Below are 24,279 nucleotides of genomic sequence, written 5' to 3'. Positions count from 1 at the left end.
ATAATATATACTAGTAAGAAAGAAAGGAGGAAATCTATTGTTTGAAAAACTTAGACAGTCTAAACTAATGTTTTGGTCGCTTGAATTATTGATCATAGCTGCATTGATCATGATTTCATCAGAAATAAACTTTATTTTCGAACCGATCGGGACATTTTTTTCCACGTTATTTGCACCTGTACTGATTGCAGGCTTTCTTTACTATTTATTGAATCCTATTGTCAAGCTGTTGATGAAAGCAAAAATCAAAAGAATATGGGCTGTCGCAATTGTGCTGCTCCTTTTAGTTGCAGCAATTATTTGGATTTTACTTAGTGTCATCCCAAGTCTAGTACAGCAAATTTCCTCATTGGCATCTAATATGCCTGATTTCATCAAACAGGTAGAAAGCTGGTTAAAAGAGGTAGCCGAATTGCCTTTGTTCAAGGAAGTAGATATCAATAAATATTTTGAGCAATTAGACATTTCTTACGGGACAATCATTCAGCAATTCCTTAGTGGAGTATCCAATAGTTTAGGTTCGATCGTTGGAACGATCGCTTCGGCAACCGTAGTAATCATTACAGCACCATTCATCTTGTTCTATATGTTGAAAGACGGAGAAAAACTAGTCCCAAACATCCAACAGTTTTTCCCAGAAAAAAGAAGAAACCAAATTGTGGAGTTATTGGGGCAACTGAATAAAACATTGGCTAATTACATTAGCGGACAAGCAATCGAATGTTTATTCGTTGGTACCTTCACATTTTTAGGATATATGGTAATTGGTGTGGATTATGCTTTCTTATTTGGGGTCATTGCGGGATTGACAAACCTAATTCCATATTTAGGACCTTATCTAGGACTAGCACCTGCATTTCTAGTAACAGTCTTCAATGATCCGGTAAAAGCATTACTTTGTTGTGTGGTTGTGCTAATAGTCCAACAGTTGGATGGGAATATCATTTATCCTAATGTAATTGGGAAATCACTGAAAATCCATCCATTAACGATCATTATCGTTCTTCTAGTAGCTGGAAATATTGCCGGATTGCTTGGTATCTTCTTAGGTGTTCCTTTTTACGCAATCTGCAAGACGATCATTTCCTATATAATCAAAATCGTCAAAGAAGACAAGCAAAATGAAAACAAGAAGAAAATTGCTACGACCTCGTAGGTAGTTTTAGTACACTTGTTTTTATTGCAAAGAAAATTGCTTTGTGATACCATTTTAACGTGGCTATAGTGCCACGTTTTTTTCTATCGTAAACTAAAAATTAATTTTATAAGGAGAGAATGCGATTATGAATGCTGACCCTGAGAGTCAGTCGCTGTTAGCGCAGATTTTATTATTGATCGTTTTGACATTGATCAATGCTTTTTTAGCAGCTTCCGAAATTGCTGTTGTTTCGATCAATAAGAATCGAATCGAGCAAAAAGCTGATGAAGGAGATGTGAAATCTCAAAAGCTTTTAAAAATATTGCAGAATCCAAATAATTTCCTATCGACAATCCAAGTAGGAATCACTTTGGTCAACATTTTGTCTGGTGCTTCACTAGCTAATACTTTATCGGAACGGTTAGCTCCGGTATTAGGTGGCGGTACAGCGGCAAAAAATATTGCAAATATCATTGTGCTGGCTATTTTGACCTATGTATCGATTGTTTTTGGAGAATTGTACCCTAAACGTATTGCTTTAAATAAATCAGAAGAAGTCGCAAAGTTCACTTCAGGGCTGATACGCTTGATTGGTGTAGTAGCTAAGCCCTTCGTCTGGCTGCTTTCTGCTTCCACAAGTTTATTGGCGCGTATCACGCCGATGACTTTTGATGATGAAGATTCAAAAATGACCAGAGATGAAATGCGTTATATGCTTGAAAACGAAGGCGTATTGAATAATGAAGAATTAGAAATGCTCCAAGGGGTTTTTTCTCTTGATACGAAAGTTGCCCGAGAAGTCATGGTCCCACGAACGGATGCATTTATGATTGATATCAACGACACTGTGGAAGAAAATGTGAATGAAGTTTTATCCGAAAACTATTCAAGAATCCCTGTTTATAACGAAGACAAAGATAAAGTAGTCGGAATCCTTCATACAAAGAATTTACTAAAAGCTGCCCATAAATTCGGCTTTGATAATTTAGATATCAAGAAAATCATGCAGGAGCCTTTATTCGTTCCTGAAACGGTCTTTATTGATGATCTGTTATATGAAATGAAAAAGACGCAGAATCAGATGGCTATTTTATTAGATGAATATGGCGGCGTCGTTGGGTTAGCAACACTAGAAGACCTTTTAGAAGAAATCGTCGGAGAAATCGATGATGAATCAGATGAAGTTGAGAATCTTTATGAAAAAATCGATGAACACGAATATATCATCCAAGGACGTATGCTGATTGATGAGTTCAATGAAGCTTTTGACAGTGATCTGCATATGAGTGATGTAGATACGATGGCTGGTTATTTGATTACAGCATTAGGCATGATTCCGGATGAAGGCGAAAAGTTATCGTTTGATGTCGATAATATTACGCTGGTTTCTGAAGAAATGGAAGGTTCTCGAATCCTTAAAATCCGTGTCATTTTTCATGATCCGGAAGAAACAGAAGCGGAACCTGAAGAAGAACGAAGATACTTCAGAAAAGAATTCGAAGATGACGAGCCAAGAAGATAATTGGAAACTTGGTTATGAAAGACGTGTTGCTTGAATAAACAAGCAACACGTCTTTTCTTTTAGTCAGCTGACAAAAAAATATTTGACTCTTATGGTTTGGTGGCTTTTTCATTCGCTGAATCCATGCTATACTGATTCAGTTGTAGTAGTTGACAAAGGTTGTGAAAAAGCTATCCTGCATTAAGTAATAAGAGCAGCCAAGCAAAAACAGCTTTTCGTATTTTTGGCTTGGGTGGGCTTATTGCTGATAGGCTGTCTCTAGAACGCCGTTTACTCGGAAAAAGAGACTGCTACACGGCTTTTGTCACAGCCCTATATGAAATTGTCTTTCTTTAAGAGATCGGACAATCTGTGCCTAGAGAAAATATAAATAATTGAATGGAAGAAATGGAGTTAGGTTATGAATAATCCAGAATTAAAGCAACAAGTGGACAATCGCAGAACTTTTGCGATCATTTCCCATCCGGATGCTGGGAAAACAACGATTACAGAACAATTACTATTGTTTGGTGGGGCTATCCGTCAAGCCGGGACCGTAAAAGGCAAAAAAACAGGTAATTTTGCCAAATCAGACTGGATGGAAATCGAGAAACAACGTGGGATTTCTGTTACTAGTTCTGTTATGCAGTTTGATTATCAAGGGAAACGAGTAAATATCTTGGATACACCAGGACATGAAGATTTTTCTGAAGATACTTATCGTACTTTGATGGCCGTGGATAGTGCGGTCATGGTAATCGATAGTGCAAAAGGGATCGAAGCACAGACAAAGAAATTATTCCAAGTTGTAAAAAAACGTGGTATCCCGATATTTACTTTTATCAACAAACTAGATCGTGATGGTCGTGAACCATTGGAATTGTTAGAAGAATTAGAAGAGCTATTAGATATCGAATCTTATCCGATGAATTGGCCAATCGGTATGGGTAAAGGGCTAGAAGGTCTTTATGATATCTACCATAATCGTGTAGAGTTTTATCGTCCGGAAAATTATCAGGATGAACGATTAGTAGAATTGGATGAAGATGGACTGCTTCCCGAAAATCATCCTCTAACTGAAAATTCCTTATATGAACAAGTCTTAGAAGAAGTAGAACTAATCAAAGAGGCTGGAGATGCATTTAATCAAGAAAAAATTGCTCGTGGCGATCAGACACCAGTATTTTTTGGTTCTGCATTGACTAACTTCGGTGTACAGACTTTTTTAGAGACTTTCGTTGAATTGGCACCAGCTCCTTATGGACACAAAACACAAGATGATCAGATGGTAAGTCCTTATGAGGAAGAATTTTCAGGTTTCGTATTCAAGATCCAAGCAAATATGAATCCAGCCCATCGTGACCGAATCGCTTTTGTCCGAATCTGTTCTGGAACATTCGAACGAGGAATGGATGTCTGGTTGGAACGTACAAATAAAAAACTGAAATTAAGCAATGTCACACAATTTATGGCAGATTCGAGAGAAAACGTCGAAAAAGCAGTAGCAGGCGATATCATCGGTGTATATGATACAGGCAATTATCAGATTGGGGATACATTGTTCGAAGGAAAACTAAAAGTTGCTTATGAAGAACTCCCTTCATTTACTCCAGAGCTGTTTATGAAAGTGACTGCAAAAAATGTCATGAAACAAAAATCCTTCCACAAAGGAATCTATCAATTAGTTCAAGAAGGAGCGATTCAGCTTTATAAAACATATCTAACGGAAGAATATATCATTGGAGCTGTTGGTCAGCTGCAATTCGAAGTATTCCAATATCGTATGTTAAATGAGTATAACGCCGAAGTAATCATGTCTCCAATGGGACACAAAATCGCTCGCTGGATCGATCCAGAAGATTTGGATGAGAAGATGAGTTCAAGTCGCAATATCTTGGCTCGTGACCGTTTCGACCAACCATTGTTCTTATTCGAGAACCAATTTGCAGAACGCTGGTTTGCGGATAAATATCCTAATGTAAAATTAAAAAGTTTGATGTAAAGAAGTCTTGACACAAGCTGCCCTGCATCAAGTAATAAGAATAGCCAAACAAAAACAGCCTCTCATATTTTGTTTAGAGCCGTGACGGATTTTCCGTGACGGCTCTTTTTACTATATTAAAATCATAGAAATGTCTAATCAAAAAAATATAAAAATTATTTTGCGTACATATGATTAAAGAAAGGAGAGTGTGACACATGGAAACAGAATGGCAAAGACGTGAAAGAAAAAAACAGAAAAAAGAAGAGATGTTACGATTATGTCGATTATTAGATGTAAAAGACTGGGACAAAAACGAGCAAATTGCACAAAAAGTACGATCAATCATCCATAAAGAGGAAAAAGTTAAAAATAAAGACACGCGTAGAACTGAAAATGAAAAGAGAAAAGTACAAAAGAAAAGAGAAAAATCAAAAAGCTAGAAAGAAAAAGAGGCTGAGACAGAAGCGTTTAACTCCAAGAAATAAGCTGGAATTCACAAAAATTTAAAAAGCAATTTTCGTGAATTTCAGCTTATTTCCGAAGGAGTTGCTTCTGCTTTCGCCGTTTATACGTGTTTAGAGCGTGAGACAAAAGTGTTCTTTACTTTTGTCCCACGCTCTTTAATTATTATGTTCAAAATTTGTTTACACGGCTAATGTAGCGCCTAATTCATGTTTTGGAATCGAGATTTCAACAAGGCCTGCCAATTCGATTACTTTGATTTCATCCTCGTGGTAAACGGCGTCTTTGATTTTATCTAAGAAATAATTTTTAGCATCTTCGATTTCTTTCGGCTGGATTTTACGTTTGTCATTGATCAGCAGAATTTCATTATGTTCAGGGGCTTCAGTGTAGACAATAGTGGTATTTCCGGCTGTGTAGACCTTGACTAGATGGGCATCAGTGTTTTCAAGCTGGTTTAATACAAGACGGGAATGGCTGTTTGTTACATTTACCAATTTCATGGCGCTCACCTCTTTTATGTATTTTTAATTGCTTGTTTCTCTTATTATAATTTCTTTTTTATAAAATGAACAGTATTTTGACTTTTCTGAAAAAAGAATGAGACGGCATTTCTCAAAGAAATACCGTCTCACGCTATAAAACTGGATTTATTCAGCCGTTTCTTCGGCTGATTCTTTAGCCAAACGTTCTGGTTTAGAAGTAACGATGATTTTTCCATCTTTATCCAGTTTTGCTTTCAACTCATGGATAGAAGGGTGATCAAGATAAAATTCAGCGATACCATCTTCGATTTGTTCTTGGATCGTGCGTCGAAGAGGACGAGCACCCATAGATGGATCATAGCCTAAGTCAACTAATTTTTCTTTGACATTCGTAGGAACTTCGATGTGAAGTTGCTGTGCTGCCAGCATTTGGTTGACATCGTCTAGCATTAGTGTGACGATTGTCATCAAGTTTTCTTTTGATAATGCACTGAATTCGATGATCCCGTCAAAACGGTTCAGAAATTCTGGTGTAAAGTAGTTGTTTAATTGGTTCAATACAGAACGAGTAACACCTTCGCGTGCCGCACCAAAACCAACGTTTGCTTCTACTTTACCAGTTCCGGCATTACTTGTCATAATGATGATCGTATCTTTAAAGCTGACCGTTCTTCCTTGTGCATCTGTCAATCGACCATCATCTAAGATTTGCAAGAACATATGCAAAACATCTGGATGAGCTTTTTCTACTTCATCTAACAAGACAAGACTGTAAGGATTTCTCCGTACTTTTTCTGTTAATTGACCAGCTTCTTCGTATCCGACATAACCTGGAGGAGAACCAATCAATTTAGAGACACTATGTTTTTCCATATATTCAGACATATCGAAACGAATCATTGAATCTTGTGAACCGAATAGTTCGTAGGCAAGTTGTTTCGCAAGCTCTGTTTTACCTACACCAGTTGGTCCAACAAATAAGAAGGAGCCGATTGGACGATTCTGTTTGTTTAATCCAACACGGTTTCGGCGAATCGCTTTCGCTACTCGATCTACAGCGTTATCTTGTCCGATGACATGAGCTTTCAAGTCATCTGCTAAGTTTTTCAGTTGTGTCTGTTCTTTTTCTTTTAATTCACCCACTGGAATACCTGTCCGTTGTTCAACGATTTTTTCCATATCTTTTTCGGTAATCACAGGTGTTTCCTCTTCAGTGAGCTGACGTTCTTTCATTTTTTGAAGTTTATTGATCTGATCGCGATAATAAGCTGCTTTTTCGAAATCTTCTTCTCGAGAAGCTAAAACTTTTTGTTCTTCTGCTTCTTGCAGTTTTTTCTCGATTGTTTTAGGATCAACGATTTGGATCGTCAAGTTTTTCTTAGAACCTGTTTCATCTAGCAAATCGATGGCTTTATCCGGCAAGAAGCGATCTTGGACGTAACGATTGGATAAAGTTGCGGCTGCTTCGATGGCCTCATCAGTATATTTTACATGATGATAGTCTTCATAACGTTTTTGCAAACCTTTCAAAATACTGATCGTTTCTTCGACAGTTGGTTCATCTACCCGTACAGGTTGCATACGACGTTCTAAAGCAGCGTCTTTTTCGATGATGCGGTACTCATTTAAGGTAGTAGCACCAACCATTTGTAATTCTCCTCGAGCTAAAGCTGGTTTTAAAATATTACCAGCATCCATATTTCCATCACCAGCAGAACCAGCACCGACGATTTCGTGAACTTCATCTATGAATAGGATCACATTTTCTGCTTGACGGATCTCTTCAATCAATTTTTGCATACGTTCTTCAAATTGTCCTCGTATACCAGTACCTTGGACTAAAGATACGACATCTAAACGAATGACTTCTTTGTCCATTAATTTTTGCGGTACATCACCATCTACGATTTTTTGTGCTAAACCTTCAACAACTGCTGTTTTACCAACACCTGGTTCTCCAATCAAGACAGGATTGTTCTTGGTTCGGCGATTTAAAATTTCAATGACTCGTTTGATTTCGTCATCGCGTCCGATCACAGGATCGATATCACCTTGTCGTGCTTGTTCTGTGATATTGATTCCGTATTCTCCCAATAAACCTTCTGTATTGCCTTGAGGTGGCTGACCACCATTGAAGTTGTTGTTTCCGCCAAATTGTGTTGGTGGTGTTTGCTCATAATTTCCTTGCTGTTGCATTTGGCGAGACATGGAACGGAAAAGATCGTCCAAACTGCCAAATCCAAATGGATCATTTTGGGCCATATTAGTCAGACCTCCATTTTGTTGATTTTTGATTTTTTGATAACAGCTCTGACAGTAATCGAGTTGTGTCCGCTGACCATTGACAGTGGCATACAAGTGAATCGTTGCCTCATTCTTGCCGCAGTTTTGACAAAGCATGAATCATTCACGTCCTTTCACAAAAATGGGTACATCCATATTTTACATCTCGTTTTTCATGAGGTAAAAGAATAACCCCTAGTTTTTTAAGAGATTTATGAGGTAGAAAAGGTGAAATCTCTATTGACCATTCCTGACCTTTGACTCTTATTATACTAAAAATAAAAAGGGAAGCAAGTAATTCGTTTCATATGAAAACAAAGAGGGTCAAAGGAAAGAATGATAAACGTCAGGAGAAGAGAAAGCGACAAGAAAAAGAAAATAAACACGTTTGTTATAAAATGTGAAGAAAAGGATGAAAAAGAATCCGGAATAATTTGAATACTTTTATCTGAAATTGAATGAAAACTGTTGTATCTAACGAAAAAAAATGTTAATCTTTACAGATGAAAGGGTGGCATTTGTTAGGATTCTCTGAATTACTAAAAAAGAAAACCCTCACATAAAAACAACACTCACTTAAAGGAGACCGATTAATATGGAAAAGAAAGAATTTCACGTAGTAGCAGAAACTGGGATCCACGCTCGTCCAGCTACACTATTAGTACAAACAGCAAGCAAATTTAACTCTGATGTAAACTTAGAGTATAAAGGTAAATCAGTAAACTTGAAATCAATCATGGGCGTTATGTCTTTAGGTGTAGGTCAAGGTTCTGATGTTACTATTACTGCAGAAGGTGCTGACGAAGCTGATGCAATGGCAGCAATCGTTGAAACAATGAAGAAAGAAGGCTTATCTGAATAATGGTTGAAATGCTAAAAGGGATTGCCGCTAGTGACGGTGTAGCCGTTGCAAAAGCTTACCTGCTAGTTCAACCGGATTTAACATTCAGTAAGGCAACAGTAGAAGATACTGCGGCTGAAGAAGCTCGTTTGGATGCTGCATTAGCTAAATCTACTGAAGAATTGCAGCAAATTCGTGAAAAAGCAGCGCAAAGCTTAGGTGAAGCAGAAGCGCAAGTATTTGATGCCCATTTGATGGTTCTTTCAGATCCAGAAATGGTAGGTCAAATCAAGCAAAATATTAAAGACAACAGCGTAAATGCTGAATCAGCGCTAAAAGAAGTAACGGATATGTATATCGGTATGTTCGAAGCAATGGAAGATAATGCTTATATGCAAGAGCGTGCTGCAGATATTCGTGACGTTGCTAAACGTATTTTAGCGCACTTATTAGGCGTTACTTTACCAAATCCATCAATGATCAACGAAGAAGTGGTCGTTGTTGCACATGACTTGACTCCAAGTGATACAGCACAATTAGATCGCAATTTTGTAAAAGCGTTTGTAACAGACATTGGTGGACGTACTTCACATTCTGCTATCATGGCACGTTCTTTAGAAATTCCAGCAATCGTTGGTACAAAAGAAATTACTGCTAAAGTCAAAGAAGGCGATATTTTGGCTGTCAACGGGATCGAAGGCGATGTAATCATCGATCCTACAGATGAACAAAAAGCTGAATTTGAAAAAGCAGGTGCAGATTACGCAGCACAAAAAGCAGAATGGGAAAAATTAAAAAATGCAGAAACTGTCACAGCTGACGGCAAGCATTTTGAATTAGCTGCAAACATCGGAACACCAAAAGATCTAGTTGGTGTCCATAATAATGGTGGAGAAGCAGTTGGTCTGTACCGTACTGAATTCTTGTATATGGATTCTCCAGACTTCCCAACAGAAGATGACCAATATGAAGCTTACAAAGCTGTATTAGAAGGTATGGAAGGAAAACCTGTAGTTGTTCGTACAATGGACATCGGTGGAGATAAAGAACTACCATATCTGCAATTACCTCATGAAATGAATCCATTCTTAGGATATCGTGCATTGCGTATCAGTTTATCTGAACAAGGCGACGAAATGTTCCGTACACAAATGCGTGCATTGCTTCGTGCATCTGTTCATGGTAATTTACGTATCATGTTCCCTATGGTAGCTACACTCAAAGAATTCCGCGCAGCAAAAGCGATCTTTGAAGAAGAAAAACAAAAATTGATCAGTGAAGGCAAGGAAGTATCTGATACGATCCAAGTCGGCATCATGATTGAGATTCCAGCAGCAGCAGTCTTAGCAGACAAGTTTGCAAAAGAAGTAGATTTCTTCTCTGTAGGTACGAACGATTTGATTCAATACACAATGGCAGCAGACCGTATGAACGAACGCGTTTCTTACTTGTACCAACCATATAACCCATCAATTTTACGTTTGATCAAAAATGTAATTGATGCAGCACACGCTGAAGGAAAATGGGCAGGTATGTGTGGAGAAATGGCTGGAGATCAAACAGCTGTTCCATTGCTAGTAGGTATGGGTCTAGATGAGTTCTCAATGAGTGCGACATCTATTCTTAAAACGCGTAGTTTAATGAAACGCTTGGACACAGCGAAAATGGCTGAACTTGCTGATCGTGCATTGAAAGAATGCGATACGATGGAAGAAGTCGTTGAACTTGTTCATGAATATGTAAAATAAACAACGTATCAAAAGCTGGTGTGGCTTGTAAAAGAGCTACGCCAGTTTTTTTGTTCTTTTTTAAGAAAACGTTTTTGTCAGTAAGAATAGATAAAAATAGGGCTTAAGTTTGAGTGACAGTTTGTAGGCTATGTTATACTATATAAGTGAAGGGGGACGTAAGGTGAAGGTATTATTATATTTTGAAAGTGAAAAGATGCTTGCAAAATCTGGAATCGGGCGTGCGCTTGATCATCAAAAACGTGCTCTGACGGAAGTCGGTATCTCTTATACACTAGATGAAAAAGAAGATTATGACATCCTGCACATCAATACATACGGAATCAATAGTCATAATATGGTCAATAAAGCCAGAAGAGAAGGAAAAAAAGTTGTCTATCATGCGCATTCTACAGAGGAAGATTTCCGAAATTCCTTTATCGGATCGAACCAGCTTTCTCCTATCGTAAAAAAATATCTGGTAGGATTGTACCAAAAAGCGGACTATCTGATCACGCCAACACCTTATTCAAAACAGTTGTTGGAAAGCTATGGTATCCGTGTGCCGATTCAAGCTATTTCCAATGGGATCGACTTAGAGAAATATCGCCCTGATCCAATGAAAGAACAAAAGTTCAGAGAATATTTCAAACTGTCTCCGGATCAAAAAGTAATCATTTGTGTCGGTTTGTTTTTCGAACGTAAAGGAATCATTGATTTCGTAGAAATTGCTAAGAAGATGCCCGAATACACATTTATTTGGTTTGGTCATGTTCCCATGTACTCGATTCCTCGGAACATCCGGAAAATTGTAAAAGAAGATCATCCTGAAAATGTCCTGTTTCCTGGTTACATTCGTGGAGAGATCATAGAAGGTGCGTATTCAGGTGCAGATCTATTCTTTTTCCCTTCTTATGAAGAGACAGAAGGGATCGTTGTTTTAGAAGCTTTAGCAAGCAAACAAAACGTACTTGTTCGAGATATTCCAGTGTATAATGGCTGGTTAGAAGATAGCAAGAACTGCTATATGGGGAAGACAAACGAAGAATTTATCCGACTGATCCAACAGATTACCAATCAAGAACTACCGAGTACGACACAAGCCGGTTATCAAACAGCAAAAGAGCGAAGTATCAATAAAATCGGTGAAGAACTTAAAAATGTATACGAAAGTGTACTGAATGAAAAAGTCTCTAGCAAATTAAAAAAAGTAAATCAGATCAAGGACTAGTTTGGAGGCGAAAAACATGAAAATCGGCTTTTTTACCGATACCTACTTTCCGCAAGTCAGCGGAGTTGCTACATCGATCAAAACATTAAAACAAGAATTAGAAAGACATGGGCATGAAGTCTATATTTTTACAACGACCGATCCTAATGCGGATAAGTTGGAAAAAGATGTGATTCGAATGCCAAGTGTACCATTTATTTCTTTCAAGGATCGAAGAGTTGTTGTTAGAGGCATGTGGTATGCTTATTTGGTTGCCAAAGAACTAGAACTAGATCTTATTCATACCCATACAGAATTCGGAGCAGGGATACTTGGGAAGATGGTAGCTAAGAAGTTGAAAATACCTCTGATCCATACTTACCATACGATGTATGAAGACTACCTTCATTATATCGGTAAAGGAAAAGTGATCAGGCAATCCCATGTAAAATACTTGTCTAGATTATTTGCAAATCATACGACAGGTGTAGTTTGTCCAAGTGAACGTGTTATTGATACATTACGCAGTTATGGTGTAATAGCACCGCTTCGCGTGATTCCTACTGGTATCGACATTGAAAAATTCAAACGTTCTGATATCACTCAGCAGGATATCAGCAAATTAAGGGAGTCACTAGGTCTTCAGGAAAACCATTTGATGATTCTTTCTTTAAGCAGGATTTCTTATGAGAAAAATATCCAAGCCTTGATTAATGGGTTTCCTCAGGTCATCTCCGCTTATCCTAACGCCAGATTAGTTATCGTAGGAAAAGGACCTTATGTAGAAGAGTTAGAGGAATTGATCTCAGAACTGCAGTTAGAAGAATTTGTGCAGTTCACAGGAGAAGTGGACAACAATGATGTAGCACTTTATTATAAAGCGGCAGATTATTTTGTCAGTGCTTCTACTTCAGAAACACAAGGGCTTACTTATACAGAAGCGATGGCAGCCGGAACACCTTGTGTCGTGGAAGGAAATGCTTATTTGAACCGATTGTTCGATCATCCTTCATTAGGGAAAACTTTTGAAACCGACGAAGACTTTGCACCAGCACTTATTGATTATATTTCCAGTGAAGTTCCTAAAGATCCAAAAGTTTTAGAAGCTAAACTTTATGATATTTCATCTACACATTTCGGCGAAGCTATGATCGAATTTTATCAAGACATGGTTGTTTATCATGAAGAAGAGATGCGAAGAAAAGAAGAAGAAGACTCGATTGAACGAATCAAAATAAAATTAAATTCATTTAAAAGATAAAATTCAAACATTTTTTATGAAAAAATCCTTGTTTCTAGCGTATACTAGCATAGAAGCAAGGATTTTTGATTTTTAGGAGGTCGAAAAAATGAAACTTGGTTTTATAGGAACAGGCGTCATGGGAAGTGCTGTCGCACGCCATCTACTAGAAGCAGGACACGAAGTAGCTGTCTATAATCGGACAAAAGCAAAAGCTGATCCTTTAGTAACAGAAGGAGCTATCTGGGCAGATACACCAAAAGCGGTAGCAGAACAAAGTAATATTCTCTTTACAATGGTAGGTTACCCCAAAGATGTAGAAGAAATCTACTATGGACAGTCGGGGATTTTTTCTGCAGATATCTCAGGACATATTTTAGTTGACTTGACTACAAGTACACCAAGCCTGGCAGAAAAAATTGCAAAAACAGCAAAAGAAAAAGGCGCAGATGCGTTAGATGCACCGGTATCCGGTGGTGACTTAGGAGCAAAGAATGGTACACTGACGATCATGGTCGGTGGAGAAGAAGCCGTTTATGATCAAGTACTGCCTTTATTCAAAGAATTTGGTACGACATTTACATTGCATGGTTCTGCTGGGAAAGGTCAGCATACAAAAATGGCTAATCAGATCATGATTGCAGGTACGATGACAGGAATGACGGAAATGCTTGTCTATGCACAAAAAAACGGACTTGATTTAAAGAAAGTGATTGAGACGCTTTCAGGTGGAAGTGCAGCTAACTGGTCTTTAAGCAATTATTCTCCTCGTATTTTAAAAGAAGATTACACACCTGGTTTTTTTGTCAAACATTTTATCAAAGATTTAAAGATTGCATTAGAAGAAGCAGAAAAAATGGACCTTGTATTGCCAGCAACTACCCAAGCATTGAAACTATATGAAGAGTTGGCAGATAAAGGTTTTGAGAATGACGGAACCCAAGCTTTGATCAAACTTTGGTGGCCTGAAGGAAAAATACCAGAAAAAAAATCATAAAAAACGAGTTTTTTTAGAGAAAATCAATGCAAGTAGGCTATGCTTTTGATACAATATAACAGAAATAAGAAAAGGAGGACCTCCGATGACACATTCACAATTAGTCGCAATCATAAAACGACTGGAGGCTATGGTCGAGTCAGCAGATAATGAACTGCAAGTTCGCCGTTTTGAAAAAGAAGGCGTAGAGAAGTGTACAGTAACTTATGATAAAGCGACCGATACATTTGAATTAACTGAAACAGATACTCATCAGCAATACGAATTTGATAATATCGATATCGTAGCGATGGAAATCTATGACTTAATCCAATAAATTTTAGGATAATTGACATTTGAAGTTGAAGATGCCTAAAAGAAGCCGAGAAGCAACTAATTTAGTTGCTTTTCAGCTTCTTTTTTGTTTAACAGTTCAATTTCAGACTGTTCTTTTTCTAATTTTTTGCGGTAACTGATCAAGATTTGTACAGGATCGATTTCTTCTTTTGACAATTGACGTTTCAAAGATAAATGAGCTTCTTTCTTTTCATAATAGAAGTCAGGAGAAACGTCAGCAGAGGCAATCATTGTTTCTGCAAGTTGACCATAACAAACGAGGTAGTGCTTTTTCTGACTCTCATCCGCTGCCAGTGGCATACTGAATGTGAGGGATGGTGTTCTTAAAAACTGCTTTTGTTCCTGGATCCGTCTAATAAAATAAGTAACTAATTCGATATCTTTTTGAAGCATACCGGCTTTTTCGAAATTCAGCTGATAGATGAAATGTTGTTGTCTTTTTTTCAAGTAAGTCAGTAGCTTTTTATTGCGACCCTGAAACAATCCTTGGATCTCCTTTTTTTTCTGTTCAAAAGTCATTTCCTGTAGGTCAGGAAGCTGGGCTCGCAAAGCTAACAAACTAATTTCAGACAACCAAGGCATTTGATAAGTTTCTTCCATTATACGCAAAATAGACGGCATTTTTTTATAGAGACGAAAAGGCCCGTATGTTCGAGCCGTAGGAGTATCTGTTAATACAAATCCCTTATTGGTAATATGTACATAATTATAATTACTGAAATAATTCATTTGTCGGTTATAAAAAGGACGGTAATGTTGGATCAATTGACACTCGAGCAATAAAGCATCTAATTCCGTGTCTACTACGACGAAATCAAAATCTGTTATATGATGAATCATACGTAATACTTTTTTTGAATGCTGTTTATTCTGATGAAAATAGCTGCTTACTCTATTTTTGAGCCGTTTTGCTTTACCAACATAGATGACCTTACCATCTCGGTCTTTCATAAGATAGACACCCGGCAGCATGGGGAGAGTTTTCATTTTTTCTTTTAACATAGGATCTCCTTTTACGCTTTGAATAAAAAGACTATAACAAATTTTGAAATAATGGACAAGTTTTAAGGAATTCTATAGTTCTGTTCACAGAAAATACTTTGATAATCAAAATATGTGAGATAGATGATTTTTCTAATAAAAGAAATTATAAATGCTGATTTATCAGTTGTTTTAAATGAGTAAAATCTTAAAAAAAGCTCATATAGTAAAAAAATGATCTTTTAAGGTTGCATTTTGAAAAAAGTTAAGATATAGTTTGAACATCAAAAGATTTGATAATCAAACTAATTAGTGGACGGTGGAACATGGAACCAGATTTAAAAACAGTAAATGATTATCTTGTTAGTGTCTTCAATGATATTTTGACAATCGAAGAGTCTGAGCTGAAAAAATCTCAATTCAAAGATCTGTCAATCACAGAGATGCACACGATCGAGGCAATCGGGATGTACAAGAAAAAAACAACTTCAGAAGTAGCCAAAGAACTATCAATTACTGTTGGGACCTTGACCACTGCTATTAACAAGTTAGTAAAAAAAGGCTATGTCGAACGTATCCGCAGTGAAGATGACCGCCGCGTTGTAAAGTTGGGACTAACGAAAAAAGGAAAGTTACTATTTCGGGTCCATCAGCATTTTCATCGTGAAATGGTCAAGAACATCTTAGACGGAATGGCTACGGAGGAACAGCATGCCTTGCTGGATGCACTGAAAAACTTGCACGACTTCTTGCAAGACTATAAGTGAGGATATTTAATGGAACAATTTGGAATGATTACTGCAACAGCCAGCGTCCTTCCTGAAAAGATTATTACTAATAATGATCTTTCCAAGATGATGGATACCTCTGATGAATGGATTTCGTCAAGGACGGGTATTCGTGAACGAAGATGTGTAACAAATCAGGAGACTTCTGATTTATGCATTTTAGTGGCGGAAAAATTGATAAAACAGAAAAATCTAAACCCTAAAGATTTGGATTTTATTTTAGTAGCAACAATGTCGCCCGATTACACGACACCATCTGTAGCAGCACAAGTACAAGGGAAATTGGGAGCAACTCATGCTATCGCTTTTGATATCAGTGCTGCGTGCTCAGGATTTGTTTATGCGTTAAGCATGGCTGAAAAAATGATCCGCTGCGGCTCAACTAAGGGACTGGTGATTGGTGGTGAAACACTATCTAAGCTAATCGATTGGTCTGATCGTACGACTGCTGTGTTGTTTGGCGATGGAGCAGGTGGGATTCTCTTAGAAGCGAATCCACAGAAAAAATTGCTGAAAGAAAAATTAGCAGCTGACGGTACCAGAAGTAGCTCATTGACCGCTGGCTACCAGCAAAATAAAAATCCGTTCTATTCAGAAGATTCAGAAGGTTCGTATTATTTGCAAATGACTGGCAGAGATATTTTTGATTTTGCCGTACGAGACGTTGCAAACAATATCCAAGAAGTCATGAAAGACAAACCAGTTGATTATCTGCTTTTGCATCAGGCAAACCTCAGAATTATTGAGAAAATTGCCCGAAAAGTAAAGATGCCGCAAGAAAAGTTCCTGACCAATATGGATAAATATGGGAATACATCTGCTGCAAGCATCCCTATCTTATTGGATGAAGCAGTTTCTAGTGGAAAGATCACCTTGGGAAAACAGCAGAAAGTAATATTTACAGGCTATGGCGGAGGTTTAACATGGGGAAGTATTCTCATGGAGTTGTAGACTGTTAAATTATAAAAATAAAAAGCAAACAATATCGGAGGAATATATTATTATGGTATTCGAAAAAATTCAAGAAATCATCGCAGAAGAATTAGGAAAAGAAACTGAAGAAATCAAATTGACTACTGACATCCAAGAAGACTTAGAAGCTGACAGCTTGGATTTATTCCAAATCATCAATGAAATTGAAGATGAATTTGACGTGAAAATCGAAACAGAAGACGGAATCAAAACGGTTCAAGATTTAGTGACTTACGTAGAAAAACAAACTGCATAATCATTAAAATTAGGTTGGGGGCTGGGACATTTCCTGAAATAGGAATGTCTCGGCCTTTTTGAATAGGAAGAATCAAACATATATTCTGGATATATTGGAGAAAAACATGAAAACAGCATTCTTATTTAGTGGCCAAGGTGCACAATATCAAGGTATGGGAAAAGATTTATATGAAGAAGCCGTTGTAAAGCAGACATTTGATGAAGCAAGTGAGATTCTCGGCTACGATATGGCCGACCTCTGCTTTTCAGAAAATGAACGTTTGGATCAGACACAATATACACAGCCAGCTATTCTAACAGTCAGCATTGCGTATTATCGCTTATTGAAGGAGCATGGAATCGTCCCAGATGCAGCTTTAGGACTGAGTTTAGGAGAATATTCGGCATTAGTAGCTAGTAATGCGCTATCCTTCACTGAAGCAGTTGCGTTAGTAGCAAAAAGAGGCGCTTATATGACAGAAGCTGCCCCAGCTGGAAGCGGGAAAATGGTTGCAGTGATGAATGCGCCGATTGAAACGATCGAGGAAAGCTGTCATGAAGCTAGCAAGTACGGCATCGTATCTCCTGCAAATTATAATACACCTCAGCAGATCGTGATTGGTGGCGAAGAAAAAGCAGTAGACGAAGCTGTTTTACTATTAAAAGAAAAAGGGTTCAAAAGAATGATCCCTCTAAATGTCAGCGGGCCTTTTCATACAGCTATTTTAGAACCGGCAGCAAAAAAACTGGCGAAGGACCTAAGTCAGATTCAATTCTCTGAACCTTCTTTTCCTATCATAAGCAACACAACAACGGAAATAATGAAGAAAGAAACAATCGCGGGACTACTTGAACAGCAAGTCATGCAACCTGTTCGTTTCTATGAGAGTATCCATAAGTTAAAAACAATCGGCATCGAACAAGTCATCGAAGTCGGCCCCGGAAAAGTATTAAGCGGATTTATGAAAAAAATCGATAAAACAATACCAGTTCTGCGTGTTGAGAATAAGCAGACATTTGATGAAACAATAGCAATACTATAAGGAGGAACGTTATGGATGTAAAAGGAAAAAATGTATTTATCACAGGTAGTACAAGAGGAATCGGCAAAGCGATGGCCTTAGCTTTTGCAAAAGCTGGAGCAAATATCATTTTGAATGGTCGCGGAGAGATTCCAAAAGAAAAGATAGAAGAAATCGAAGCATTCGGTGTAAAATGCGTAGGAGTTTCCGGTGACATCTCTGATTATGAGAAAGCGGGACAAATGATCAAAGAAGCAGAAGAAAAGCTTGGATCGATCCATGTGTTAGTAAACAATGCCGGAATCACAAATGACAAACTTGTGATGCGAATGGATGCAGAAGATTTCAAAAAATGTCTTGATATCAATTTGATTGGAACCTTCAATATGACGCAGCACGTATTGAAAAAAATGATGAAGCAGCGAGAAGGGGCCATCATTAATCTCTCTAGTGTATCTGGGTTGATTGGAAATATTGGTCAGGCAAATTATGCAGCTAGTAAAGCTGGCGTAGTAGGATTAACAAAATCTGTGGCACGAGAAGCTGCAACTAGAGGCATTACATGTAATGCCATTGCGCCAGGATTCATCACAACTGATATGACGGAAGTTTTAGCAGACAAAGTCAAGGAACAAGCGGAAAAGCAAATTCCGATGCAGCGTTTCGGACAAGTAGAAGATATTGCACAAACAGCAGTTTTCTTAGCACAAAATCCATATATCACCGGACAAGTCATCAATGTCGATGGCGGATTGGTCATGCACGGATAAGAAAAGGAGAGCAAACAAATGAATCGAGTGGTAATTACTGGCTATGGAGTCACTTCACCTATTGGAAATGACGCAGACAGCTTTTTGAATAGCTTAAAAGAGGGGACGAATGGCATCGCACCGATCACTAAATTTGATGCTTCAGAAACAGGGATTACCTTAGCGGGTGAAGTCAAAGATTTCCCTTACGATAAATATTTTATTAAAAAAGATAGCAAACGAATGGATATGTTTTCGATCTATGGAATCTACGCTGCTTTAGAAGCAATGGAGATGAGCGGTTTAGATAAAGAAAAAATGAATCAAGACCGGTTTGGCGTCATCATCGGATCTGGGATCGGTGGTCTTCCAACAATCGAAAACCAAGTTATTCGTCTACATGAAAAAGGTGCAAAACGAGTTTCTCCAATGTTCGTACCAATGGCGATTGCCAACATGGCAGCTGGAAATATTGCTTTGCGCGTAGGTGCAAAAGGTATTTGTACAGCTATCGTAACAGCTTGTGCTAGCGGAACGAATTCAATTGGGGAAGCATTCCGTAACATCAAACATGGCTATTCTGATGTCATTCTTGCTGGAGGAACAGAAGCAACGATTTGTGAGATGGGGATTGCTGGATTTGCAGCTTTAACAGCACTCTCAGAATCAACTGATCCTAATCGTGGTTCGATTCCGTTTGACGAAAATCGGAATGGTTTTGTGATGGGTGAAGGAGCAGGTGTTCTAGTTCTTGAATCTTTAGAACATGCACAAGCTCGCGGTGCCAAAATCTATGGAGAAATCGTTGGATACGGTGCAAACTGTGACGCTTACCATATGACAGCTCCTACTCCAGATGGTTCTGGTGCGTCTAAAGCAATGAAGCTTGCGATGGAAGAAGCTGGTGTACAGCCGGAACAAGTCGGATATATCAATGCTCACGGAACAAGTACACCAGCCAATGACCAGGCAGAAGCAAAAGCAATCCAAATCGCATTAGGTGAAAATTTCAGAGATACTTACGTCAGCAGCACGAAATCGATGACTGGACATTTATTGGGAGCAGCCGGCGGGATCGAAGCCTTGGCAACTTTGCTGGCATTAGAACATCAATTTATCCCACCTACGATCAATGTAGAAAAACAAGATCCTGAGATTGACTTGACAGTTGTCAAAAACGAAAGCAAACCTGCAAGTTTTACTTATGCAATGAGTAATTCATTAGGGTTTGGCGGACATAATGCGGTTCTGTGCATGAAACGCTGGGAGGAATAATTTTGGATATCAATGAAATCAGAGAATTAGTCAGTCAGTTTGATCAATCCTCGCTAACGGAATTCGATTTGCGTGAAGGTCAATTTGAATTGTATATGAATAAAAATAAAACAAGTCGAGGCATGAATATGGTTCAAACAAACGAAACGTTGCCAGTTTCGGAGCCAGTCAATGTCATACCTGAACAAGCAACAACTGCTCCAGAAATAATGAAAGAAAAAGAATCGGCAGTATTTGATGGAATCGAGGTTGTTTCGCCAATCGTGGGAATCGTTTATCTGCAACCAGCGCCCGACAAACCAGCTTTCAAAAAAGTAGGTGATCAAGTTGTCAAAGGAGAAGTTATCTGCATTATTGAAGCGATGAAACTGATGAATGAGATAACTAGTGAGGCCGACGGAGTGATCACAGAAATCCTTGTAGAAAACGAGTCAGTTGTCGAATATGGACAGCCACTCTTTAGGATTAAGCAAAAATAAGCAAAGCAGGAAAGAGGGAAATCAATGAACATACAAGAAATAAAAGAAATCATTCCGCATCGTTATCCAATGCTTTTGATTGATCGAGTGGAAGAAATGGTTGAAGGAGAACGGATCGTTGCTAAGAAAAATGTAACGATCAATGAGCCCTTTTTTCAAGGACATTTTCCAGAAGAACCTGTTATGCCAGGGGTATTAATTGTTGAAGCGATGGCTCAAGCAGGAGCAGTTGCATTACTTTCTCTTGAACAATTCAAGGGAAAGACGGCTTATTTCGGCGGATTGGACAAAGCAAAATTCCGTAAGAAAGTTACACCGGGAGATACCTTATACCTTGAAGTTGAGATATTGAAAGTGAAAGCTTCAGCCGGAATAGGCAAAGGAATCGCTAAAGTAGACGGTAAAAAAGTAGCCGAAGCGGAATTAACCTTTATGATTGGATAGGTGAAATATGTTTTCTAAAGTATTGATAGCTAACCGCGGTGAAATCGCTGTACGTATCATTCGTGCATGCCGCGAACTAGGGATCCAAACCGTAGCGATATATTCAGAAGCAGATGCCGAAGCACTTCATACACAGTTAGCAGATGAAGCAATCTGCATTGGCCCGGCAAAAGCCGTTGATTCATATCTGAATGTTCAGGAAGTACTGAGCGCTGCAATCGTGACAAAAGCCGAAGCAATTCATCCAGGATTTGGTTTTTTATCTGAAAATAGTCGATTTGCCTCCATGTGTGAAGAGTGCAATATCACATTTATTGGTCCTAAAAGTGCAACGATCGATGCAATGGGAAATAAGATCAATGCGCGTCAATTGATGCAAGAAGCAAATGTCCCAGTCATTCCAGGAAGTACTGGTGTATTATCTACAGTAGAAGAAGCATTGGAAATAGCAGACAGAATTGGTTATCCAGTGATGCTGAAAGCAGCTGCAGGCGGTGGCGGGAAAGGCATTCGGAAAGTTCAATCAAAAGAAGAGCTCCCACAGCATTTTTCTTCAGCTCAGCAAGAAGCAGCAGCGGCATTTGGAAATGATGATATGTATTTGGAAAAAATCATTTATCCTGCTCGCCATATAGAAGTTCAGATCTTAGGTGATCGATTTGGTCATGTCATTCATTTAGGTGAGCGAGATTGTTCTTTGCAACGCAACAATCAAAAAGTACTGGAAGAATCTCCTTCTGTAGTGATCTCACAAACAAAAAGAGAAGCACTAGGAGACGCTGCTGTTCGAGCAGCTAAAGCAGTCAATTATGAAAATGCCGGAACGATCGAGTTTCTGATGGATGAAGAAGGCGATTTTTATTTCATGGAAATGAATACTCGAATCCAAGTGGAACATCCAGTAACAGAAATGGTCACAGGAATCGATTTAGTAAAAAAACAGGTGGAGATAGCAGCCGGTGAGCCTTTGAATGTGTGTCAAGAAGAAGTAGTATTCCAAGGACACGCAATCGAATGCCGGATTAATGCAGAAAATCCTGCTTTCCATTTTGCTCCTTCTCCAGGGAAGATCCAAAACTTACTGCTTCCAGCAGGTGGGATGGGACTGCGAGTAGACAGTGCAGTTTACCCGGGATATACGATCCCGCCATATTATGATTCAATGATTGCAAAAATAATCGTCCATGGAAATACGCGTTTTGAAGCATTAATGAAGATGCAGCGAGCCTTAAGTGAATTTATCACAGAAGGAATCATCACGAACGCAGAATTTCAGATGGATTTGATTAGTCATCCTGCAGTCATAGCAGGTGATTACAGCACAGCATTTTTACAAGAAGAATTTTTACCGAATTGGACACCAGAAACGGAGATAGGAGGCGCATAGATGGCTCTGTTTAAGAAAAAGAAATATATTCGGATCAATCCTAATAGAGAGAGCAAACCTGCTAACTCGCCATCTGTTCCTGATAACATGTGGGCAAAGTGTCCAAATTGCAAACATATCCTTTATACGAAAGACATCGGTGAAGAAAAAGTATGCCCTCATTGCGGATACGCTTTTCGAATCGGTGCATGGCAGCGTCTAGCTTTGATTATTGATGAAAAAAGTTTTGAAGAATGGGATACGGATCTTGTAACCAAAGATCCGCTAGCATTTCCCGAATATACGGAAAAAATTAAAAAAATGCAAGATAAAACAGGACTTCATGAAGCAGTCCTCACTGGTAAAGCAACCATTCAGGGGATTCCCTTCATTATTGGAGTGATGGATCCTAATTTTATCATGGGAAGTATGGGAACGATTGTCGGAGAAAAGATCACCAGATTATTCGAACGAGCAACAAAGGAAAGTCTTCCAGTCGTCTTGTTCACAGCTTCAGGTGGCGCACGGATGCAAGAAGGAATCTTTTCTCTAATGCAGATGGCAAAAATCTCTGCTGCTGTCAAACGGCATAGCAATGAAGGTCTTTTTTATCTAACTGTTTTAACGGACCCGACGACCGGAGGAGTAACTGCCAGTTTTGCAATGGAAGGCGATATCATTCTAGCAGAACCCCAAAGCTTGATCGGTTTTGCTGGAAGACGCGTCATCGAACAGACGATCAAGCAGGAACTTCCAGAAGATTTCCAAAAGGCTGAATTCTTATTATCTCATGGTTTTGTCGATCAGATTGTTCCCCGCATGGAATTGAAGCAGAAAATCCATACGCTTCTTGAATTGCATACACAGAAAGGATGGATAGATCGTGGATAAGACAGCACATGATGTCGTTCAGTTAGCAAGAGCTAAAGAACGATGGACAAGCTTGGATTTTTTTGAAGAGATCTTCGATTCTTTCGAGGAATGCCATGGTGATCGTTTATTTGCAGATGACGAAGCGATTGTTGGTGGAATCGCTCGATTAGATGGCAAACCGGTAACAGTGATCGGTATTCAAAAAGGACGGGATCTGCAGGAAAATATCCGCAGAAATTTTGGTTCTCCCCATCCTGAAGGCTATCGAAAAGCTTTACGACTGATGAAACAAGCGGAAAAGTTCAATAGACCGGTGATTACCTTGATCAATACAGCAGGTGCATATTGCGGTGTAGGAGCAGAAGAGCGCGGCGAAGGAGAGGCTATTGCCAGAAATCTGCTCGAAATGTCTGATTTAAAGGTACCGATCATCGCCATCATCATTGGTGAAGGTGGAAGTGGCGGTGCCCTTGCTCTAGGTTTAGCGGATGAAGTCTGGATGCTGGAAGAAACGATTTATGCTGTGCTTTCTCCAGAAGGATTTGCGTCGATTTTGTGGAAAGACGGTAGTCGCGCCGCAGAAGCAGCTGAGTTGATGAAAATTACTGCGCCAGAACTACGCGAGTTAGGAATCGTTGATCGAGTTATTCCTGAAACGTTCAACGGCGAGCAGCTGCCACGATATAAAGTCGCACACATTATGAAAAAAGCGTTGATTGAAAGATTGACGGAACTTGTTCGATTCGACCAGCATGAATTACTGGAAAAACGATACAAGAGGTTCCGCCAATATTAGGTGTTTAACAACTAAGCAAAGAGTAAAGAATGGTTCTTGCTCGCTTAGTTGTTTTTTGTTTCTAAATTTTTCTGTGATCAATCTTTATTTTTG

At 38.7% G+C, this 24,279-nt stretch carries 24 protein-coding genes; 21 read left to right on the top strand and 3 right to left on the bottom strand.

The features are described from left to right. Window positions 1–37: 37 nt before the first annotated feature. The 4 genes from IGL31_RS08925 to IGL31_RS08910 all read left to right on the top strand — a co-directional run bounded on the left by IGL31_RS08925 (window position 38) and on the right by IGL31_RS08910 (window position 5,063). Window positions 38–1,156: an AI-2E family transporter gene (locus IGL31_RS08925; protein WP_002290821.1), complete on the top strand. Its 1,119-nt coding sequence runs from the start codon at window positions 38–40 to the stop codon at window positions 1,154–1,156. Between the two features lie 127 nt (window positions 1,157–1,283). Next, window positions 1,284–2,660: a hemolysin family protein gene (locus tag IGL31_RS08920; RefSeq protein WP_002295395.1), complete on the top strand. Its 1,377-nt coding sequence runs from the start codon at window positions 1,284–1,286 to the stop codon at window positions 2,658–2,660. 400 nt (window positions 2,661–3,060) lie between these two features. Further along, entirely contained in the window at window positions 3,061–4,641 is a 1,581-nt protein-coding gene (locus tag IGL31_RS08915) for a peptide chain release factor 3 (RefSeq protein ID WP_002298237.1), read from the top strand. A 197-nt stretch (window positions 4,642–4,838) separates the two neighbouring features. Beyond that, window positions 4,839–5,063: a hypothetical protein gene (locus IGL31_RS08910; protein WP_002287661.1), complete on the top strand. Its 225-nt coding sequence runs from the start codon at window positions 4,839–4,841 to the stop codon at window positions 5,061–5,063. Window positions 5,064–5,267: 204 nt separating this feature from the next. On the opposite strand, the gene IGL31_RS08905 is transcribed toward IGL31_RS08910, so the two are convergent. Next, the gene (locus IGL31_RS08905) at window positions 5,268–5,588 is read right to left on the bottom strand and encodes a DUF1827 family protein (protein WP_002290825.1); all 321 of its coding nucleotides are present in this window, start codon (window positions 5,586–5,588) and stop codon (window positions 5,268–5,270) included. Window positions 5,589–5,735: 147 nt separating this feature from the next. Further along, complete coding sequence (locus IGL31_RS08900) at window positions 5,736–7,970, bottom strand: ATP-dependent Clp protease ATP-binding subunit (protein ID WP_002287598.1); 2,235 nt, start codon at window positions 7,968–7,970, stop codon at window positions 5,736–5,738. A gap of 478 nt (window positions 7,971–8,448) precedes the next feature. On the opposite strand from IGL31_RS08900, the gene IGL31_RS08895 reads away from it, so the two are divergent. The 6 genes from IGL31_RS08895 (at window position 8,449) to IGL31_RS08870 (ending at window position 14,184) form a co-directional block, all read left to right on the top strand. After that, window positions 8,449–8,715: a phosphocarrier protein HPr gene (locus IGL31_RS08895; protein WP_002287602.1), complete on the top strand. Its 267-nt coding sequence runs from the start codon at window positions 8,449–8,451 to the stop codon at window positions 8,713–8,715. Continuing rightward, on the top strand, window positions 8,715–10,442 hold the full coding sequence (ptsP, locus tag IGL31_RS08890; protein WP_002295388.1) for a phosphoenolpyruvate--protein phosphotransferase: 1,728 nt from the start codon (window positions 8,715–8,717) through the stop codon (window positions 10,440–10,442). Before IGL31_RS08895 ends, ptsP begins: the two co-directional genes overlap by 1 nt. Window positions 10,443–10,605: 163 nt before the next feature. Further along, the gene (locus IGL31_RS08885) at window positions 10,606–11,652 is read left to right on the top strand and encodes a glycosyltransferase family 4 protein (RefSeq protein ID WP_002319376.1); all 1,047 of its coding nucleotides are present in this window, start codon (window positions 10,606–10,608) and stop codon (window positions 11,650–11,652) included. Window positions 11,653–11,668: 16 nt separating this feature from the next. Then, window positions 11,669–12,892 carry a glycosyltransferase family 4 protein gene (locus IGL31_RS08880; RefSeq protein ID WP_002287605.1) on the top strand — a complete coding sequence of 408 codons (1,224 nt, stop codon included), beginning with the start codon at window positions 11,669–11,671 and terminating at the stop codon, window positions 12,890–12,892. Window positions 12,893–12,980: 88 nt separating this feature from the next. After that, on the top strand, window positions 12,981–13,868 hold the full coding sequence (locus tag IGL31_RS08875; RefSeq protein WP_002287606.1) for an NAD(P)-dependent oxidoreductase: 888 nt from the start codon (window positions 12,981–12,983) through the stop codon (window positions 13,866–13,868). 85 nt (window positions 13,869–13,953) lie between these two features. Beyond that, entirely contained in the window at window positions 13,954–14,184 is a 231-nt protein-coding gene (locus IGL31_RS08870) for a YkuJ family protein (RefSeq protein ID WP_002287607.1), read from the top strand. 56 nt (window positions 14,185–14,240) lie between these two features. On the opposite strand, the gene IGL31_RS08865 is transcribed toward IGL31_RS08870, so the two are convergent. Beyond that, window positions 14,241–15,206, bottom strand: coding sequence for a GIY-YIG nuclease family protein (locus IGL31_RS08865; RefSeq protein ID WP_086300173.1), 966 nt, complete (start codon window positions 15,204–15,206; stop codon window positions 14,241–14,243). Window positions 15,207–15,511: 305 nt separating this feature from the next. On the opposite strand from IGL31_RS08865, the gene fabT reads away from it, so the two are divergent. The 11 genes from fabT (at window position 15,512) to IGL31_RS08810 (ending at window position 24,186) form a co-directional block, all read left to right on the top strand. Next, window positions 15,512–15,952, top strand: coding sequence for a fatty acid biosynthesis transcriptional regulator FabT (fabT, locus tag IGL31_RS08860; RefSeq protein ID WP_002287610.1), 441 nt, complete (start codon window positions 15,512–15,514; stop codon window positions 15,950–15,952). Window positions 15,953–15,961: 9 nt separating this feature from the next. Beyond that, a complete protein-coding gene (locus tag IGL31_RS08855; RefSeq protein WP_002287612.1) occupies window positions 15,962–16,924 on the top strand; it encodes a beta-ketoacyl-ACP synthase III in 963 nt (320 codons plus the stop codon). A gap of 52 nt (window positions 16,925–16,976) precedes the next feature. After that, on the top strand, window positions 16,977–17,201 hold the full coding sequence (locus tag IGL31_RS08850; protein ID WP_002287614.1) for an acyl carrier protein: 225 nt from the start codon (window positions 16,977–16,979) through the stop codon (window positions 17,199–17,201). 106 nt (window positions 17,202–17,307) lie between these two features. Then, entirely contained in the window at window positions 17,308–18,225 is a 918-nt protein-coding gene (fabD, locus tag IGL31_RS08845; RefSeq protein WP_010728443.1) for an ACP S-malonyltransferase, read from the top strand. 11 nt (window positions 18,226–18,236) lie between these two features. Continuing rightward, window positions 18,237–18,974 (top strand): 3-oxoacyl-[acyl-carrier-protein] reductase, encoded by a 738-nt coding sequence (fabG, locus tag IGL31_RS08840; protein WP_002287617.1) that lies wholly within the window; start codon window positions 18,237–18,239, stop codon window positions 18,972–18,974. A gap of 18 nt (window positions 18,975–18,992) precedes the next feature. After that, a complete protein-coding gene (gene fabF / locus IGL31_RS08835) occupies window positions 18,993–20,228 on the top strand; it encodes a beta-ketoacyl-ACP synthase II (protein WP_002287619.1) in 1,236 nt (411 codons plus the stop codon). 2 nt (window positions 20,229–20,230) lie between these two features. Further along, window positions 20,231–20,707: an acetyl-CoA carboxylase biotin carboxyl carrier protein gene (accB, locus tag IGL31_RS08830; RefSeq protein WP_086300172.1), complete on the top strand. Its 477-nt coding sequence runs from the start codon at window positions 20,231–20,233 to the stop codon at window positions 20,705–20,707. A gap of 24 nt (window positions 20,708–20,731) precedes the next feature. Next, window positions 20,732–21,151 carry a 3-hydroxyacyl-ACP dehydratase FabZ gene (fabZ, locus tag IGL31_RS08825; protein WP_002287621.1) on the top strand — a complete coding sequence of 140 codons (420 nt, stop codon included), beginning with the start codon at window positions 20,732–20,734 and terminating at the stop codon, window positions 21,149–21,151. Between the two features lie 7 nt (window positions 21,152–21,158). Further along, window positions 21,159–22,538: an acetyl-CoA carboxylase biotin carboxylase subunit gene (locus IGL31_RS08820; RefSeq protein WP_002287622.1), complete on the top strand. Its 1,380-nt coding sequence runs from the start codon at window positions 21,159–21,161 to the stop codon at window positions 22,536–22,538. Continuing rightward, window positions 22,539–23,408, top strand: coding sequence for an acetyl-CoA carboxylase, carboxyltransferase subunit beta (gene accD, locus IGL31_RS08815; RefSeq protein WP_002287623.1), 870 nt, complete (start codon window positions 22,539–22,541; stop codon window positions 23,406–23,408). Continuing rightward, window positions 23,401–24,186, top strand: a complete 786-nt coding sequence (locus IGL31_RS08810) for an acetyl-CoA carboxylase carboxyl transferase subunit alpha (protein ID WP_002290847.1) — start codon at window positions 23,401–23,403, stop codon at window positions 24,184–24,186. Before accD ends, IGL31_RS08810 begins: the two co-directional genes overlap by 8 nt. Window positions 24,187–24,279 lie beyond the last annotated feature (93 nt).

Origin of the sequence: Enterococcus sp. MSG3290, assembly GCF_050555565.1 — a bacterium.
GTDB lineage: Bacteria > Bacillota > Bacilli > Lactobacillales > Enterococcaceae > Enterococcus_B > Enterococcus_B faecium.
Note: the sequence above shows the minus strand (reverse complement) of the source record. Positions and strands in the feature narration are given on the sequence as shown.

Coding starts and splice junctions, on each gene's coding strand:
- IGL31_RS08900 (WP_002287598.1), bottom strand. CDS start 7,970: ATGCTTTGTCAAAACTGCGGCAAGAATGAGGCAACGATTCACTTGTAT.
- IGL31_RS08895 (WP_002287602.1), top strand. CDS start 8,449: ATGGAAAAGAAAGAATTTCACGTAGTAGCAGAAACTGGGATCCACGCT.
- fabG (WP_002287617.1), top strand. CDS start 18,237: ATGGATGTAAAAGGAAAAAATGTATTTATCACAGGTAGTACAAGAGGA.
- IGL31_RS08870 (WP_002287607.1), top strand. CDS start 13,954: ATGACACATTCACAATTAGTCGCAATCATAAAACGACTGGAGGCTATG.
- accD (WP_002287623.1), top strand. CDS start 22,539: ATGGCTCTGTTTAAGAAAAAGAAATATATTCGGATCAATCCTAATAGA.
- IGL31_RS08855 (WP_002287612.1), top strand. CDS start 15,962: ATGGAACAATTTGGAATGATTACTGCAACAGCCAGCGTCCTTCCTGAA.
- fabZ (WP_002287621.1), top strand. CDS start 20,732: ATGAACATACAAGAAATAAAAGAAATCATTCCGCATCGTTATCCAATG.
- fabD (WP_010728443.1), top strand. CDS start 17,308: ATGAAAACAGCATTCTTATTTAGTGGCCAAGGTGCACAATATCAAGGT.
- IGL31_RS08920 (WP_002295395.1), top strand. CDS start 1,284: ATGAATGCTGACCCTGAGAGTCAGTCGCTGTTAGCGCAGATTTTATTA.
- ptsP (WP_002295388.1), top strand. CDS start 8,715: ATGGTTGAAATGCTAAAAGGGATTGCCGCTAGTGACGGTGTAGCCGTT.
- IGL31_RS08880 (WP_002287605.1), top strand. CDS start 11,669: ATGAAAATCGGCTTTTTTACCGATACCTACTTTCCGCAAGTCAGCGGA.
- IGL31_RS08820 (WP_002287622.1), top strand. CDS start 21,159: ATGTTTTCTAAAGTATTGATAGCTAACCGCGGTGAAATCGCTGTACGT.
- IGL31_RS08910 (WP_002287661.1), top strand. CDS start 4,839: ATGGAAACAGAATGGCAAAGACGTGAAAGAAAAAAACAGAAAAAAGAA.
- IGL31_RS08875 (WP_002287606.1), top strand. CDS start 12,981: ATGAAACTTGGTTTTATAGGAACAGGCGTCATGGGAAGTGCTGTCGCA.
- IGL31_RS08905 (WP_002290825.1), bottom strand. CDS start 5,588: ATGAAATTGGTAAATGTAACAAACAGCCATTCCCGTCTTGTATTAAAC.
- IGL31_RS08865 (WP_086300173.1), bottom strand. CDS start 15,206: ATGTTAAAAGAAAAAATGAAAACTCTCCCCATGCTGCCGGGTGTCTAT.
- fabF (WP_002287619.1), top strand. CDS start 18,993: ATGAATCGAGTGGTAATTACTGGCTATGGAGTCACTTCACCTATTGGA.
- IGL31_RS08915 (WP_002298237.1), top strand. CDS start 3,061: ATGAATAATCCAGAATTAAAGCAACAAGTGGACAATCGCAGAACTTTT.
- IGL31_RS08850 (WP_002287614.1), top strand. CDS start 16,977: ATGGTATTCGAAAAAATTCAAGAAATCATCGCAGAAGAATTAGGAAAA.
- fabT (WP_002287610.1), top strand. CDS start 15,512: ATGGAACCAGATTTAAAAACAGTAAATGATTATCTTGTTAGTGTCTTC.